The following is a 15,693-nucleotide window of genomic DNA, read 5'->3' as shown; positions in this document are numbered from 1 at the left end:
TGGGGCTCGAGGTCATAAGCTAAATTGACCAAAAAGGCAAAGAACGCCTTTCCGGTCAATTCATCTTATGCTTGTCGCCCCAGGTCGAGCCCCTTCCGCTTTTCGGGGTGTAAAGTATTTTTTCTTGAAAGGTTTTAATTGTAGTATTGCATTATAGAAAGTTGTGTGATAAATTATTAAAGTATCTTTATGATAATAAGCGAAATGTGGAACTGAAATTAACTTCAGCTTCTTGTTAGTGAGGAGGGAATATATTATGGCAAAACAATGCGTAGTAACAGGCCGTAAAGCCAGCTCAGGTAACGCTCGCTCTCACGCAATGAATGCGAACAAGCGTACTTGGGGTGCAAACCTGCAAAAAGTTCGAATTCTTGTGGACGGTAAGCCTAAGAAAGTATGGGTTTCTGCAAGAGCGTTGAAATCTGGTAAAGTAGAACGCGTATAATACTTAAAATGGGAAGGCGCCTAATATAGGCGTCTTTTTTCATTAGCACCATTTCCTGGCGCAGAATAATCATTTGCTTCCCATACTCTGAAAAAGCCAATGATTAATCTTTGAATATCAAGGAAAAAATAGAGGGTAAACCCAACAAATGACGCTTGTGATAATAGTTTAGCTTTCAAAAACAGTATACTTATAGTAAAATGTTTTTAGCCAAGCATGTAATTAAAGGGGGAAAACATTCCATGTCCATCGAATTAAAAACGCAGTACGGACAAATTGATATTACGAATGATGTCATTGCAATGATTGCTGGAGGTGCAGCGGTGGATTGCTACGGAATTGTTGGAATGGCTTCAAAGAACCAAATTAAAGACGGTTTCACAGATATCTTACGTAAAGAAAACTTCACTCGCGGAGTGATTGTTCGTCAAGATGAAGAGGAAGTACATATTGATATGTATATTATTGTGAGTTATGGTACAAAAATTTCTGAGATTGCCCATAATGTACAATCCAAGGTTAAATATACTCTTGATAAGACCGTCGGCTTGGCGGTAGATTCAGTAAATATTTTTGTGCAGGGGGTTCGTGTCACGAACCCGTAGTGAGGAGGAAGATTCGTGTCGATTACATCTTTGGAAGGAAAACGTTTTGCCCAAATGGTGATACAAGGTGCCACCCAATTATCTGCCCATGCGCAGCTGGTTGACGCGCTGAACGTTTTTCCTGTTCCTGATGGTGATACTGGAACAAATATGAATTTATCAATGACTTCCGGTGCAAAGGAAGTTCAAAACCACATTCAAGATCATATTGGAAATGTGGCTACTGCCCTTTCAAAAGGGTTATTGATGGGAGCAAGAGGTAACTCAGGTGTTATCTTATCCCAATTGTTCAGAGGCTTTGGTAAAGCGATTGAAGGGAAAGAATCCTTATCAAGTGCAGAGTTTGCCAATGCACTTCAAACAGGGGTGGAAACGGCTTATAAAGCGGTTATGAAGCCTGTGGAAGGAACGATTCTAACGGTTGCGAAAGATGCTGCGAGAAAAGGTGTTTCTGTAGCTGAGACTGAAAGTGATTTCGTGAAGCTTATGCAGGCAATTGTCGACGAGGCGCAGGCTTCATTGAATCGTACACCTGATTTACTTCCTGTATTGAAGGAAGTGGGAGTAGTCGATAGTGGAGGTCAAGGACTTCTGTTCGTTTATGAAGGGTTCCTCGCAGAGCTTAAAGGGGAAAAGGTTTCGAATCAGGTGTCACTGCCATCCATGAATGATCTTGTGAGTGCAGAGCATCATAAGACGGCACAGGATTTCATGAGTACAGAGGATATTGAATTTGGATATTGTACAGAATTCATGGTCCGATTTGAAAGTGATAAGCAGTCTTTTGTGGAAGAAGACTTTCGTCAGGATTTAAGTAAGTTCGGTGATTCCCTGCTTGTGATCAGTGACGATGAATTAGCCAAAGTACATATCCACTCCGAACAGCCGGGGGATGTTTTGACGTATGGACATCAATACGGAAGTCTCATCAATATCAAAATTGAAAATATGAGACAGCAGCACAGCAGCATCGTGGGAGAATCCAAGCCCGCAGTAGCAGAGGCTCCGACTCCAGCCAAGGAAGTCGACTTTGCCATTGTGACTGTATCAATGGGTGAAGGGATCGCCGAATTATTTAAGAGCATCGGCGCAACTTCTGTGATCGAAGGCGGCCAAACGATGAATCCAAGTACGGAGGATATCGTGAAAGCAGTAGAAGAAGTGAATGCGAAGAAAGTCATCATCATGCCGAATAACAAGAATATCATCATGGCTGCCGAACAAGCGGCTGAAGTTCTTGATATGGAAGTGGCTGTTGTACCTACAAAGACCGTACCGCAGGGAATGGCTGCACTACTTGCTTTTAATCCATCTGCTTCTGTTGAAGACAATAAACAGTTAATGACCGAGGCTTCGAAACAGGTGAAAACAGGTCAAGTCACGTTTGCTGTGAGAGATACGTCGATCGATGGTGTATCGATTTCAAAAGATGACTTTATGGGAATAGACGAAGGCAAGATTGTCGTCTCGGATTCTGACCGTCAAAAGTCTGCTCAGAGCCTATTGGAGACAATGCTGGATGCTGACTCAGAGATCTTGACCATTCTATATGGTGAAGATGTAAGCGATGAGGATGTTGAGTCACTAAGGGAGTATGTGGAACAGCGCTATGAAGATGTCGAAGTGGAAGTTCATAATGGTAAACAACCACTTTACTCCTATATATTCTCAGTTGAATAAGGATTAAAGGAAGGGGGCAGCTCTAAAAGGAGTTTGTCCCCTTCACTTATGTTAGAATGGTAATAGAAATCGGATGTTAGGTAAGGGGGAATAGTCATGAAATACAAAAGTGTATTTGATATCATCGGTCCTGTGATGATTGGTCCATCAAGTTCTCATACGGCTGGTGCTGCAAGAATAGGAAGAATTGCAAGAAACCTTTTTCGCAGGGAACCAAAATGGGCGACGATATCCTTTTATGGATCGTTTGCAAAAACGTACAAGGGTCATGGTACAGATGTAGCTATAGTCGGAGGTATCCTAGATTATGATACATATGATGAACGAATAATCGAATCGATCAATGTAGCTAAGGAAAAAGGGATAAAGATCAAATTTCAAGAAGAAGATGCCATCACGGATCATCCGAATACAGCCCGGATCCGCATGGGGGATGATCAAGGAGAAATTGAATTGGTCGGTATTTCCATTGGTGGAGGAAAAGTTGAAATCATTGAACTTAACGGCTTTGAACTTAAACTCTCAGGTCATCATCCAGCGATCCTTGTAGTCCATGATGACCGATTCGGAGCGATTGCTTCTGTCTCCAATGTCATTGCCAAGCATCAACTGAACATCGGGCATATGGATGTTTCAAGGAAAGAAAAAGGACAAATGGCACTTATGACCATCGAGGTCGATCAACCGATAGATGAAGCGGTCATCAATGAATTGACATCACTGCCGAACATTACACAAGTAACACGGATTTCCGATTAATCAATTACTATTATGATAGCGTTTACATGAAGGCGAGGAGGTTATTTACATGTTTAGAAATGTAGCAGAATTGGTTGAACTTGCTGAAAGTCAGAACAAGAAAATATCTGATATTATGATCGAACAGGAAATTGAGTTTACGGGTAAAACTTTTGAACAGGTTTATAGTCAGATGGAAAAGAACCTGGAAGTAATGGAGCAGGCAGTAGCCAGGGGCCTCGAAGGTGTCAAGTCCCATTCAGGACTTACTGGCGGCGATGCTGTATTATTACAAAAATACATTGATTCAGGTCGTTCACTGTGTGGGGATACTATTTTGGATGCGGTCAGTAAAGCTGTGGCAACGAACGAAGTGAATGCAGCGATGGGGACCATTTGTGCCACCCCTACTGCAGGATCCGCCGGAGTGGTTCCCGGAACACTGTTTGCTGTGAAAAATAAGTTAAATCCTACAAAAGATGAAATGATCCGCTTTTTATTTACATCCGGTGCCTTTGGTTTCGTTGTGGCGAATAACGCTTCCATCTCAGGGGCAGCTGGCGGCTGCCAGGCAGAGGTAGGATCCGCGAGCGGAATGGCCGCAGCTGCCATCGTTGAAATGGCAGGGGGAACCCCTGGTCAATCAGCAGAAGCCATGGCGATTACGTTGAAGAACATGTTAGGTCTGGTATGTGATCCCGTTGCAGGACTGGTGGAAGTGCCTTGTGTGAAACGGAATGCGATGGGAGCTGCCAATGCCATGGTTGCGGCGGATATGGCACTTGCAGGTATAACGAGCCGTATTCCTTGTGATGAAGTGATCGATGCCATGTATAAAATCGGTCAAACCATGCCGGTTGCGCTTCGTGAAACGGCTCAAGGGGGACTGGCGGCTACTCCGACAGGCAGAGAGCTTGAAGCAAAAATTTTTGGGGTTTCCCTGAATAAACGTGAAGACTCGTAATGAAGGACTGACAATCCAGAACATTAAGGGGATTGGGGAAGAAACAGCTTTACAGCTGAATGCAATGGGGATACATTCCGTTCTGGATCTGTTAGAATACCTGCCTTACCGCTATGAGGATTATCGACTTAGGGATCTGGAAGAAGTAGCCCATGATGAACGCGTCACGGTTGAGGGGAAAGTTCATTCGGAACCCGCACTGATGTTTTATGGGAGAAAGAAATCCCGTTTGACCATGAGGATTCTTGTTGGGAGGAATCTGGTTCAAGCGGTGTTTTTTAATCAGCCTTACTTAAAAAAGAAAATCAATCTTCATGATACGGTAACGGTGACTGGAAAATGGGATAAAAACAGGCAAATCATTACCGCCCAATATTTTCATTCGGGCCCTCATGATAAACAGGGGGATTTTGAACCTGTATATTCATTGAAAGGCTCAGTGAAAAACAATACACTCAGGAAATTCATCAAGAAGGCTTTCAATGATTATGGTCATATGATCCATGAGAATCTCCCGGTCCATTTAATGGAAAAGTATAAGCTTTCAAGTCGGAAAGATGCCCTGTATCATCTTCACTTTCCTGATTCCACAGAAGATATGAAGCAGGCAAGAAGGCGGTTTGTTTATGAAGAATTCCTGTTGTTTCAGTTGAAGATGCAGGCCCTTAGAAAGTTCGAAAGGGAACATTCAAGCGGCATGTCTCAACATTATGATTTGGAGAAAGTCAAATCGTTCATTGATTCTTTACCATTTCCATTGACCGATGCGCAAAAACGGGTGGTGAATGAGATTTCAGCAGATATGAAATCTCCTTATCGCATGAATCGCCTTCTTCAAGGGGATGTGGGATCCGGTAAGACAGTCGTATCCGCCATTGCCTTATATTCAAGTGTAACAGCGGGATATCAGGGAGCATTAATGGTCCCGACAGAAATACTGGCAGAGCAGCATGCGAATTCACTTAGTGAACTGCTGGGGTCGATGGGACTTTCCGTTGCCCTTCTAACCAGCTCAGTAAAAGGGAAGAAGCGTCGTCTTTTACTGGATAAATTGAAAGAGGGAGAGATTGATATTCTCATTGGTACCCACGCACTCATTCAGGATGAAGTCGAATTCAAGCATCTGGGCCTCGTGGTCACCGATGAACAGCACAGGTTTGGTGTCAATCAAAGAAGGGTCCTTCGGGAAAAAGGGGAAAGTCCTGATGTCTTATTCATGACAGCGACCCCGATTCCGAGAACACTTGCCATCACCGTATTTGGTGAGATGGATGTGAGTATCATCGATCAAATGCCTGCGGGAAGGAAGTCGATTGAAACCTATTGGGCGAAAGCGGATATGCTTTCCAGGGTCCTTTCGTTTATGGATAAGGAGTTAGACCAGGGGCGCCAGGCTTATGTGATTTGTCCATTGATTGAGGAGTCGGATAAACTGGATGTGCAAAATGCCATCGATGTCTATAATCAATTGGTTCATTATTTTGAAGGACGTTACAAAGTCGGTCTGATGCACGGGAGACTTCATCCTGAAGATAAGGATGGAGTCATGAGGGAATTCAGTGCAAACCACCTTCAAGTGCTTGTTTCAACTACGGTGGTTGAAGTTGGTGTGAACGTGCCCAATGCTACATTCATGCTCATCTATGACGCGGAACGATTCGGTTTGAGTCAGCTCCATCAATTGAGAGGAAGGGTAGGACGTGGTGAACATCAATCCTATTGTATCCTCCTTGCCGAACCGAAGACCGAAGTCGGCAAAGAGCGCATGAAGATCATGTCAGAAACGAATGATGGATTTGTCCTTAGTGAAAAAGATCTTGAACTGAGGGGACCCGGTGACTTCTTCGGCAGAAAACAGAGTGGGTTACCGGAGTTTAAGGTGGCGGACATGGTGCACGACTACCGAGCGCTGGAAGTAGCAAGGGACGATGCTCAGCGTTTGATCTCATCCGATCAATTCTGGAGTGATCCAGAGTTTGAACCGCTCAGGGAGTATTTATCCGGATCGGGAATATTAGAAGGCGAAAAGCTAGACTAAGAAAAGGCAGATTGTGAGATTATTTCTTGCAATCTGCTTTTTTAGATTATATACTACTATTAGTACCTAGTACTAATACTGGACGGTGTTAAAATTGAGACTTTCGAAAAAAGAAAGACAGGGAAACCTTACTGACACAATCAAAGTAAATCCTTTTATAACAGATGAAGAATTGGCTGAACGGTTTCGGGTAAGCGTCCAGACAATCCGGTTGGACCGGATGGAATTGTCGATACCAGAGCTTCGTGAACGCATCAAATACGTTGCAGAGAAATCGTTTGAAGACGAAGTGAAGTCGTTACCTATTGAAGAGATTATTGGAGAAATTATTGATATAGAGCTGGATCAAAGTGCGATATCCATTTTTGATGTAAAACGGGAGCATGTTTTCATCAGGAATGGGATTGCGAGGGGGCACCACCTGTTTGCTCAGGCGAATTCCCTTGCAGTTGCTGTCATAAATGACGACTTGGCGTTAACTGCGAAGTCAAACATCCGTTTTACCCGACCTGTAAAGGAAGGGGAACGGGTGGTCGCGAAAGCAAAAGTGATACATATGAAAGATCAAAAAGACCGAACAACGGTAGAAGTTCAAAGTTTAGTCGGTGGTGAGCTCGTTTTTACCGGTGAATTTGAAATGTATCGCTCTAAAAAATCTGTAAAGGATGAAGAGTAGATGAAATTAGCCGTTGATGCAATGGGCGGGGACAACGCCCCGAAAGAAATCGTTCTTGGAGTGAAGCGGGCATTACGTGAATTTAATGATATTGAAGTCCTTCTATACGGGGATGAAAAGCAGATCAAACAGTATATCACCCCGGAAGATCGCCTGACGATCGTCCACACCGATGAAGTGATCGAAGGTACGGATGAGCCTGTCAGAGCGGTGAAGCGGAAGAAGGATGCTTCGATGGTACTGATGGCCCAAGCTGTGAAAAATGGGGAAGCGGATGCCTGTATTTCAGCAGGCAATACGGGTGCCCTAATGACGGCAGGATTGTTCATTGTAGGGAGAATTGACGGGATTGAGCGGCCAGCGTTGGCACCGACCCTTCCCACACTTGATGGAAAAGGATTCCTTATGCTTGACCTTGGGGCGAATGTCGATGCGAAACCTGAGCATCTTGCACAATACGCAGTCATGGGAAGCATTTATTCCGAGAAAGTGAGAGGGATCAATAATCCTCGTGTGGGCTTATTGAACATTGGAACGGAAGATAAAAAGGGAAATGAATTAACAAAGAAAACGTTCCAATTATTAAAGGAACTGCCTGTCAATTTTGTAGGGAATGTAGAGTCCAGAGACCTACTGGACGGACCGGCCGATGTTGTCGTAACGGATGGTTTTACTGGGAATATGGTACTGAAGACCATTGAAGGGACCGCCCTGTCCGTTTTCTCCATGTTGAAAAAAACGTTCACGGCCTCAACGAAAAACAAACTTGCAGCAGGACTGGTGAAGAATGACCTGAAGCAATTAAAGAATATGCTCGATTATACAGAGTACGGTGGGGCCGGCCTGTTCGGACTAAAGGCACCTGTCATCAAAGCCCATGGTTCTTCCAATGAAGTGGCGCTGTACAATGCCATGAGACAAGCAAGGGAAATGGTGAAGCACGACGTTTCCAACACGATAAAAGATGCTATAAAGGGGAGTGTGGAATAATATGAGTAAAATCGCGTTTATCTTTCCCGGGCAAGGTTCCCAAACGGTTGGGATGGGAAAAGAATTAGCCGAGCAATACCCTGATGTGCAATCATATTTTAATAAAGCCGACGAACGATTGGGCACAAAGCTTTCATCGATCATATTTGAAGGCCCCCAGGAAGAGCTTACCGAGACAACGAACGCTCAGCCTGCCCTCCTGACGACGAGCATGGCCATCCTGGACCGCTTGAAAGCAGAGGGGATTACGGCAGTTTATACGGCAGGTCACAGCTTAGGGGAATACTCTGCCCTGGTGGCTGCAGGTGCAATCGGATTTGAAGATGCCGTGTATGCCGTTCGTAAAAGAGGGGAATTCATGGAAGAAGCAGTACCAAGCGGAGAAGGAACGATGGCGGCAGTCCTTGGTTTGGGAAGAGGACCATTGAAAGAAGTGACAGACCTTGTGACGGATGAGGGTCATCCCGTTGGACTCGCGAACTTGAATTGTCCCGGGCAGATTGTCATTTCAGGTACGGTAAAGGGAGTGGAGCTCGCTTCAGAGAAAGCGAAGGAAGCCGGAGCGAAGCGGGTCATCCCGCTACAGGTAAGTGGGCCTTTCCATTCTCAATTGATGAAACCGGCTGCCGAACAGTTCGTTTCAATCCTGGATTCGATCACGATCAACGATGCAGAAGTACCCGTCATTGCGAATGTGAATGCAGAGCCTGTAACAGGACGTGAAGAAATCAAGCGTTTATTAATTGAACAATTGTACTCACCTGTTCAATGGGAAGATTCGGTCGAAAAGCTGCTTGAGTCAGGTGTAGATACATTCATCGAAATCGGACCTGGTAAAGTGCTTTCAGGTTTAGTGAAAAAAGTGAACAGACGTGTGAAGACATTTGCAGTTCAAGATGAAGCGTCCTTGCAACAAACGATTCAAGCGCTGAAGGAGGAAGCTTAAATGAATTTAGAAGGTAAAGTGGCACTGGTAACAGGCGCATCCCGTGGAATTGGACGGGAGATCGCCCTTGAACTTGCCCGTGAAGGTTGTAATGTCGCCGTGAATTACGCGGGTAGTGAAGCGAAAGCAAACGAAGTCGTGGATGAAATCAAGAGTTTGGGTAGAGAAGCGATAGCTGTTCAATGTAACGTATCGGATGCTGAAGGTGTTCAGGCAATGGTGAAGGGAACGATTGCTGAATTTGGTTCCATCGACATTCTTGTGAACAATGCCGGCATCACCAAGGATAATCTGTTGATGAGAATGAAAGAAACAGAATGGGATGATGTCATCAACATCAATCTTAAAGGTGTATTCCTGTGTACGAAGGCCGTTACACGTCAAATGATGAAGCAACGAAGCGGACGGATCATCAATATTTCTTCCATTGTCGGAGTGAGCGGGAATCCTGGACAAGCAAACTATGTAGCAGCCAAATCAGGTGTGATCGGTTTGACGAAAACGACAGCGAGAGAGCTCGCCCCCCGTGGAATTACTGTGAATGCCGTTGCCCCTGGTTTCATTTCGACGGATATGACCGATCAGCTTCCGGAAGATGTACGCGGTGAAATGTTAAAACAAATCCCGTTAAGCCGTTTTGGCGCTCCCGGGGATATTGCAAAAGTAGTGACATTTGTTGCATCCGATTCGGCATCGTACATGACGGGTCAAACTCTCCATATTGACGGCGGAATGGTCATGTAATGGGAAGAATGAAATAATTTATGCATCGTTTTCATGTATACTCTTTTCATTAGAGGTGGAAATGCTCTATAATACTTGAGGGGAGGTGACAAAAATGGCAGAAGTATTAGATCGTGTAACAAAAATTATCGTTGATCGTCTAGGTGTAGATGAATCTCAAGTAACTCTTGAAGCTTCTTTCAAAGAAGATCTAGGAGCTGACTCCCTTGATGTAGTTGAGCTGGTTATGGAACTTGAAGATGAATTTGATATGGAAATTTCTGACGATGATGCTGAAAAAATCGGCACAGTAGGTGATGCTGTGAACTACATACAGGCAAAAGCTTAATCGTTAGATTGAATAGAGAGATGGATGCTCCATCTTATATTCTAACCATTTGAAACTTGGTAGGGGTCTGATCCCTACCAAGTTTATTTGTGTTCTAACTTCATTGTTCAAGAAATTTTTTGCGTAAATGATTTTTTTAGAATAAACTTGATTAGTATACATTGAGAACATATTAGCAAGGTGGAGTGCCTGATGCGGAAGCAAAACAGAAGTAATGGATTATCTAAACACAAAAATGATTTGAAATTCAAGACATTTCAAAATCAAATGGGAATTCAATTTAAAGATGAAAAACTCCTTAAACAAGCTTTTACTCATTCATCTTATGTGAATGAGCATCGTCGAAAACCATATGAAGATAACGAACGCTTAGAATTTCTCGGGGACGCCGTTCTGGAATTAACGGTATCTCAATTTCTTTTCAAGAAATACCCCATGATGAGTGAAGGGGAACTGACCAAGTTAAGGGCGGCCATCGTATGTGAACCATCCCTGGTAAAGTTCTCGATTGAACTGAATTTCGGTGAACTCATCCTTTTGGGTAAAGGTGAAGAAATGACGGGGGGGCGTGAGAGACCGGCTTTACTCGCCGATGTCTTTGAAGCGTTTATCGGGGCGTTATACTTGGATCAAGGATTGGAAACAGTCATCTCAATCCTTGAAAAAGTGGTCTACCCCAAAATTAATGTCGGTGCTTTTTCTCATGTGATGGATTATAAGAGTCAATTGCAAGAGCTGGTTCAAAGGGGCAGTGCAGGAATGATCGAATATAGTATCTTAGAAGAAAGCGGCCCTGCCCACAATCGTCAGTTTATTTCAAGAGTGAGTTTAAATGATGAAGAATTGGGCATTGGAAATGGCCGGTCAAAAAAAGAGGCTGAGCAAAAAGCCGCACAGAAAGCTCTGGAAAAATTAAAACAAAAGCTGGACGCGAAATAGGGGGAAAGAAGATGTTCCTCAAACAACTAGAAGTAATGGGGTTTAAATCTTTTGCAGAAAGAATATCCGTGGAGTTTGTCCCGGGTGTCACGGCTGTCGTAGGACCAAACGGCAGCGGGAAAAGCAATATTATAGACGCAATCAGGTGGGTCCTTGGTGAACAATCAGCAAAAAGCCTGCGCGGATCGAAAATGGAAGACGTCATTTTTGCCGGAAGTGATTCAAGGAAAGCTCTCAATATAGCAGAAGTGACCCTTGTTTTAGATAACGAAGACGGAACACTGCCCATCGATTATAGTGAGGTCAGTGTCACAAGAAGAGTCTACCGTTCGGGAGATAGTGAATATTTACTGAATAAACAGCCATGCAGGTTAAAGGATATCATCGAACTGTTCATGGATTCAGGGTTAGGAAAAGAAGCTTTCTCGATTATCAGTCAGGGCAAAGTGGAAGAAATCCTGAACAGTAAGCCGGAAGAAAGAAGAACCATCTTCGAAGAGGCTGCCGGGGTACTGAAGTATAAATCACGGAAGAAAAAAGCTGAAAATAAGTTATTTGAAACACAAGAAAATCTTAATCGTGTGAATGACATCCTTCATGAATTGGAAGGACAAGTCGAACCCCTGAAGCTGCAGGCTTCCATGGCCCGTGATTATCTGGAGAAGAAAGAGGAGCTCGAGAAATTCGAAGTCGCCTTGACTGTCTATGATATAGAAGACTTACATAAGCAGTGGGAAAAGCTGAGTGGAGAATTCGAACAGCATGGACAAGAAGAAGTGTTCCTTTCCTCCCGCATTCAGAAGAAAGAAGCCGTACTGACACAAACAAGAGATAAAATTGCGGCTCTCGATGAGTCGATTTCAAACTTACAAGAAGTGCTCCTTTCCACAAGTGAAGAATTAGAGAAACTTGAGGGTAGAAAACAAGTACTGGTAGAGCGTAAGAAAAATTCGTCCACCAATGAATCACAGTTGAAGCAATCGATTGAAGAAGCTGAAAATCAAATTCAACGTTTAGTTTCTGAAAAAGAAAAAGCAAAACGCGACTTCAAGAGGATCGATACTGAGGTGTCCGGGTTAAAAGAACTCCTTGTCACGAAACAGAATCAATTCAAGCACTATAACGAAAATATTGAAGAAGTCATTGAATCATTTAAAAGTGATTACATTGAAAAACTCAATCAACAGGCTTCTGCAAAAAATGAAATTCAATATCTCAAACAGCAGTTGGACCAGCAATCCAGTCGCAGCGGCCGATTAGAAGCGGAAAATGAAAAATATGTCTCTCAACGTGAAGTCTTGCATTTGCGCCACAAGGAACGATCGAAAGAACTTCAAACACAAAAAGAACAGATTGATGAGCACATCTTCTTGTATCGTGAGGAGCAAAAGAAGCTTGAATCCGTGAAAGCCAAATATGAAAAACAGGAGAAAACACTTTATCAAGCATTTCAATTCCTGCAACAAGCGAAGTCCCGGAAAGAAATGCTCGAAGAAATGGAAGAAGACTATTCAGGTTTCTTCCAGGGGGTAAAAGAGGTCCTGAAAGAGCGTTCGGGTCAATTAACAGGTATTCAAGGGGCGGTAGCGGAGCTAATTACGGTTCCTAAATCATATGAAACAGCTATGGAAACGGCTCTGGCGGCATCGATGCAGCATATTGTAGTCGATACAGAAGAAGATGGCCGTAAAGCCATTGCCTTTTTGAAGAAACATCAATATGGCCGAGCCACGTTCCTGCCGATGAACGTAATCAAAGGGAAAACCATACCCGAAAGCCAAAAGAACATGCTGAAAGGGCATCCTTCCTTTGTAGGAGTGGGATCTGATCTGTTGCATTATGATGATCGCTTTCAAATGGTGATTTCAAGCCTTGTGGGAAATGTCATCATCACAAAGGATCTAAAGGGTGCGAATGAAATTGCGAAGCTTGTTCAATATCGTTATCGCCTGGTTACGCTGGATGGGGATGTTGTCAATCCCGGGGGATCCATGTCCGGAGGTACTGTGAAACAGAAGAAAAATTCCCTTCTTTCAAGAAAAGGGGAACTGGAAGAGATGAAAGAAAAGCTTTCCAGTATGGAAACTCAAACAGAACAGCTTCAATCCCAAGTGAAAGCTCTTAAAGAAGAAAGCAATTTTCGTGAGAAGAAACTGGAAGAAATGAGAGTGAAGGGGGAGAGCCTGCGTCTCAAGGAACAGGAACTGCTCTCCCAACTTCGTGAAATTGAACTTTCCCAGCAAAATCTGGATGAAAGGCTGTCCCTTTATGACCTGGAGAAAAAAGATTTTACGTCAATCAAAGAAAAGCATGATTACAGAACGAAAGAACTGGAAGCTTCACTCAAGGAGATAGGGGAAGAGGTTACAAAGCTTGATCAAAAGATTAATGAGCTGACTCTTCAGAAAAATAGTGAACGAACGTCCAAAGACGCTTTGTTGAATGAAATCAGTGACATTAAAGCGATTCTCGCTGCGCGGAATGAACAGCTGGTAAACAGCCGACAGCAACTGAACCGGGTGCAGGATACAATGTCTGAGACAAACAGGCGAAAGATAAGTCTCCAGGATGATCTGGAATGGTTGCAGACAGAAATGAAGGATAACTTCTCGGGTGAAGAGCAGCTTGGAATCAAAGCAGAAGAGTGTGCCGTGCAAAAGGAAGAAACGTCCAAGTTGATCGCTGTCCGCAGGGACGAGCGCTCCAACCTTCAACATACTGTCGATGACGAGGAAATAGAGCTGAAAGAATTAAAGCGTCTGCATAAAGGATTGGTCGGTGCTCTTCGGGATGAGGAAGTGAAAATCAATCGTCTTGATGTAGAACTCGAAAACCGTCTTGATCATTTGCGGGATGAGTATATGCTTTCGTTTGAAGCGGCAAAGCAGGACTACCCCCTTTCAATTGAGGTGGAAGAAGCAAGGAAAAAAGTGAAACTTGTGAAATTAGCATTGGAAGAGCTCGGGACCGTCAATCTGGGTGCAATAGATGAATATGAACGAGTGAAGGAAAGATACGAATTTTTAGTTGATCAGAAGAATGACCTGACGGAAGCGAAGGACACTCTTTACTTGGTCATTAACGAAATGGACACCGAAATGATTAAACGTTTTGATCAAACCTTCTCGAGCATACAAGAGGAATTTGAAGGTGTATTCAAAGCCTTGTTTGGCGGTGGAAGAGCAGAGCTGAAGCTGACCGATCCATCTGATCTGCTTCACACCGGTGTGGATATAGTAGCCCAGCCTCCCGGAAAGAAGCTACAGAACCTGGGGCTTATGTCAGGCGGGGAACGGGCTCTGACGGCCATTGCCCTGCTGTTTTCCATCCTGAAGATCCGCCCTGTCCCGTTCTGTATACTGGATGAAGTGGAAGCGGCCCTGGACGAAGCGAATGTGCAGAGATTCAGTCAATATTTAAAGAAATTCAGTGATGAAACACAATTCATTGTCATCACTCATCGTAAAGGTACCATGGAAGAAGCCCATGTATTGTATGGGGTAACGATGCAGGAATCCGGAGTGTCTAAACTGGTATCAGTCAGGCTGCAGGAAACAAAGGAACTACTTGAAACTTAAATAAGGGTGTGGAAAAGTGAGTTTTTTTAAGAAGCTTAAAAATAAATTTACACAGTCCAGTGATAATGTCACAGAGAAATTTAAAGATGGGTTAAGTAAAACAAGAAATAACTTCACGTCAAAGGTGAATGATCTGGTGGCCAGATACCGCAAAGTCGATGAAGAATTCTTTGAAGAGCTGGAGGAAATTCTGATCGGAGCGGATGTCGGCTTTGATACCGTCATGGAGCTCATTGATGAACTTAAACTTGAAGTGCAACGAAAAAATATTCAAGATACGGAAGACGTCCAATCCGTCATTTCAGAGAAGCTTGTTGAGATCTACCAGGGTGATCGCGATGAGGACAACAGCCTGAATATTCAAGAAGACCAACTGACGGTTTTACTATTTGTCGGTGTGAATGGAGTAGGGAAGACGACGACCATCGGAAAAATGGCTCATATGTTCAAGGAACAGGGCAAAAATGTTGTTCTTGCAGCAGGCGACACATTTCGCGCAGGTGCCATCGAACAGCTTGAAGTATGGGGTGAACGCGTTGGGGTCCCTGTCATTAAGCAGGCGGCGGGAAGCGATCCTGCGGCTGTGATGTTCGATGCCGTCCAATCTGCCAAAGCGAAAAAGGCGGACATACTCATTTGTGATACGGCAGGAAGATTGCAAAACAAAGTGAATTTAATGAAAGAGCTTGAAAAGGTGAAACGGGTGATTGAAAGAGAAATTCCAGGAGCCCCTCACGAAGTATTACTCGTTCTTGACGCAACCACAGGGCAAAATGCCATGGTACAGGCAAAAACCTTTAAAGAAGCAACAAACGTCTCAGGTATCGTCCTGACGAAGCTTGACGGGACTGCTAAAGGCGGGATCGTGCTTGCGATCCGGAACGAGCTCGAAATTCCGGTGAAATATGTGGGTCTGGGAGAAAAAATGGATGACCTTCAACCGTTCGATGCTGAAAAGTATGTTTACGGCTTGTTTTCAACCCTCGTCGATGAAGAAGAATAAATCATAATCCATAGGGCAG

14 protein-coding genes are annotated in these 15,693 nt (G+C 43.9%); all 14 read left to right on the top strand.

The window, feature by feature from the left end; genetic code table 11:
- The first annotated feature begins 256 nt into the window (after positions 1-256).
- The gene (gene rpmB, locus ACSQ2E_RS13895) at positions 257-445 is read left to right on the top strand and encodes a 50S ribosomal protein L28 (RefSeq protein WP_034755741.1); all 189 of its coding nucleotides are present in this window, start codon (positions 257-259) and stop codon (positions 443-445) included.
- Between the two features lie 242 nt (positions 446-687).
- Entirely contained in the window at positions 688-1,050 is a 363-nt protein-coding gene (locus tag ACSQ2E_RS13890) for an Asp23/Gls24 family envelope stress response protein (protein WP_034755738.1), read from the top strand.
- A 15-nt stretch (positions 1,051-1,065) separates the two neighbouring features.
- Complete coding sequence (locus tag ACSQ2E_RS13885) at positions 1,066-2,730, top strand: DAK2 domain-containing protein (RefSeq protein WP_435991403.1); 1,665 nt, start codon at positions 1,066-1,068, stop codon at positions 2,728-2,730.
- A gap of 96 nt (positions 2,731-2,826) precedes the next feature.
- Positions 2,827-3,489, top strand: a complete 663-nt coding sequence (gene sdaAB / locus ACSQ2E_RS13880; protein ID WP_435991401.1) for an L-serine ammonia-lyase, iron-sulfur-dependent subunit beta — start codon at positions 2,827-2,829, stop codon at positions 3,487-3,489.
- Positions 3,490-3,538: 49 nt separating this feature from the next.
- Positions 3,539-4,432 (top strand): L-serine ammonia-lyase, iron-sulfur-dependent, subunit alpha, encoded by an 894-nt coding sequence (gene sdaAA / locus ACSQ2E_RS13875; protein WP_435991399.1) that lies wholly within the window; start codon positions 3,539-3,541, stop codon positions 4,430-4,432.
- Positions 4,419-6,470 (top strand): ATP-dependent DNA helicase RecG, encoded by a 2,052-nt coding sequence (recG, locus tag ACSQ2E_RS13870; protein ID WP_435991397.1) that lies wholly within the window; start codon positions 4,419-4,421, stop codon positions 6,468-6,470. Before sdaAA ends, recG begins: the two co-directional genes overlap by 14 nt.
- Before the next feature lie 94 nt (positions 6,471-6,564).
- Positions 6,565-7,146, top strand: a complete 582-nt coding sequence (fapR, locus tag ACSQ2E_RS13865; protein WP_060669794.1) for a transcription factor FapR — start codon at positions 6,565-6,567, stop codon at positions 7,144-7,146.
- A complete protein-coding gene (gene plsX / locus ACSQ2E_RS13860; RefSeq protein WP_435991395.1) occupies positions 7,147-8,136 on the top strand; it encodes a phosphate acyltransferase PlsX in 990 nt (329 codons plus the stop codon).
- A gap of 1 nt (position 8,137) precedes the next feature.
- On the top strand, positions 8,138-9,082 hold the full coding sequence (gene fabD, locus ACSQ2E_RS13855; protein WP_435991393.1) for an ACP S-malonyltransferase: 945 nt from the start codon (positions 8,138-8,140) through the stop codon (positions 9,080-9,082).
- A complete protein-coding gene (gene fabG, locus ACSQ2E_RS13850; protein WP_435991391.1) occupies positions 9,083-9,826 on the top strand; it encodes a 3-oxoacyl-[acyl-carrier-protein] reductase in 744 nt (247 codons plus the stop codon).
- A 94-nt stretch (positions 9,827-9,920) separates the two neighbouring features.
- A complete protein-coding gene (gene acpP / locus ACSQ2E_RS13845; RefSeq protein ID WP_034755712.1) occupies positions 9,921-10,154 on the top strand; it encodes an acyl carrier protein in 234 nt (77 codons plus the stop codon).
- A 192-nt stretch (positions 10,155-10,346) separates the two neighbouring features.
- Entirely contained in the window at positions 10,347-11,093 is a 747-nt protein-coding gene (gene rnc, locus ACSQ2E_RS13840) for a ribonuclease III (RefSeq protein ID WP_435991388.1), read from the top strand.
- 11 nt (positions 11,094-11,104) lie between these two features.
- Positions 11,105-14,671: a chromosome segregation protein SMC gene (smc, locus tag ACSQ2E_RS13835; protein ID WP_435991386.1), complete on the top strand. Its 3,567-nt coding sequence runs from the start codon at positions 11,105-11,107 to the stop codon at positions 14,669-14,671.
- A gap of 16 nt (positions 14,672-14,687) precedes the next feature.
- Positions 14,688-15,674 carry a signal recognition particle-docking protein FtsY gene (gene ftsY / locus ACSQ2E_RS13830; protein WP_435991384.1) on the top strand — a complete coding sequence of 329 codons (987 nt, stop codon included), beginning with the start codon at positions 14,688-14,690 and terminating at the stop codon, positions 15,672-15,674.
- The last annotated feature ends 19 nt before the right edge of the window (positions 15,675-15,693 follow it).

The sequence above is a fragment of the Rossellomorea sp. LjRoot5 genome, assembly GCF_964253455.1.
Lineage (GTDB): Bacteria > Bacillota > Bacilli > Bacillales > Bacillaceae_B > Rossellomorea.
The sequence above is the reverse complement of the archived record's forward strand: the minus strand, read 5'-3'. Positions and strand labels throughout refer to the sequence as shown.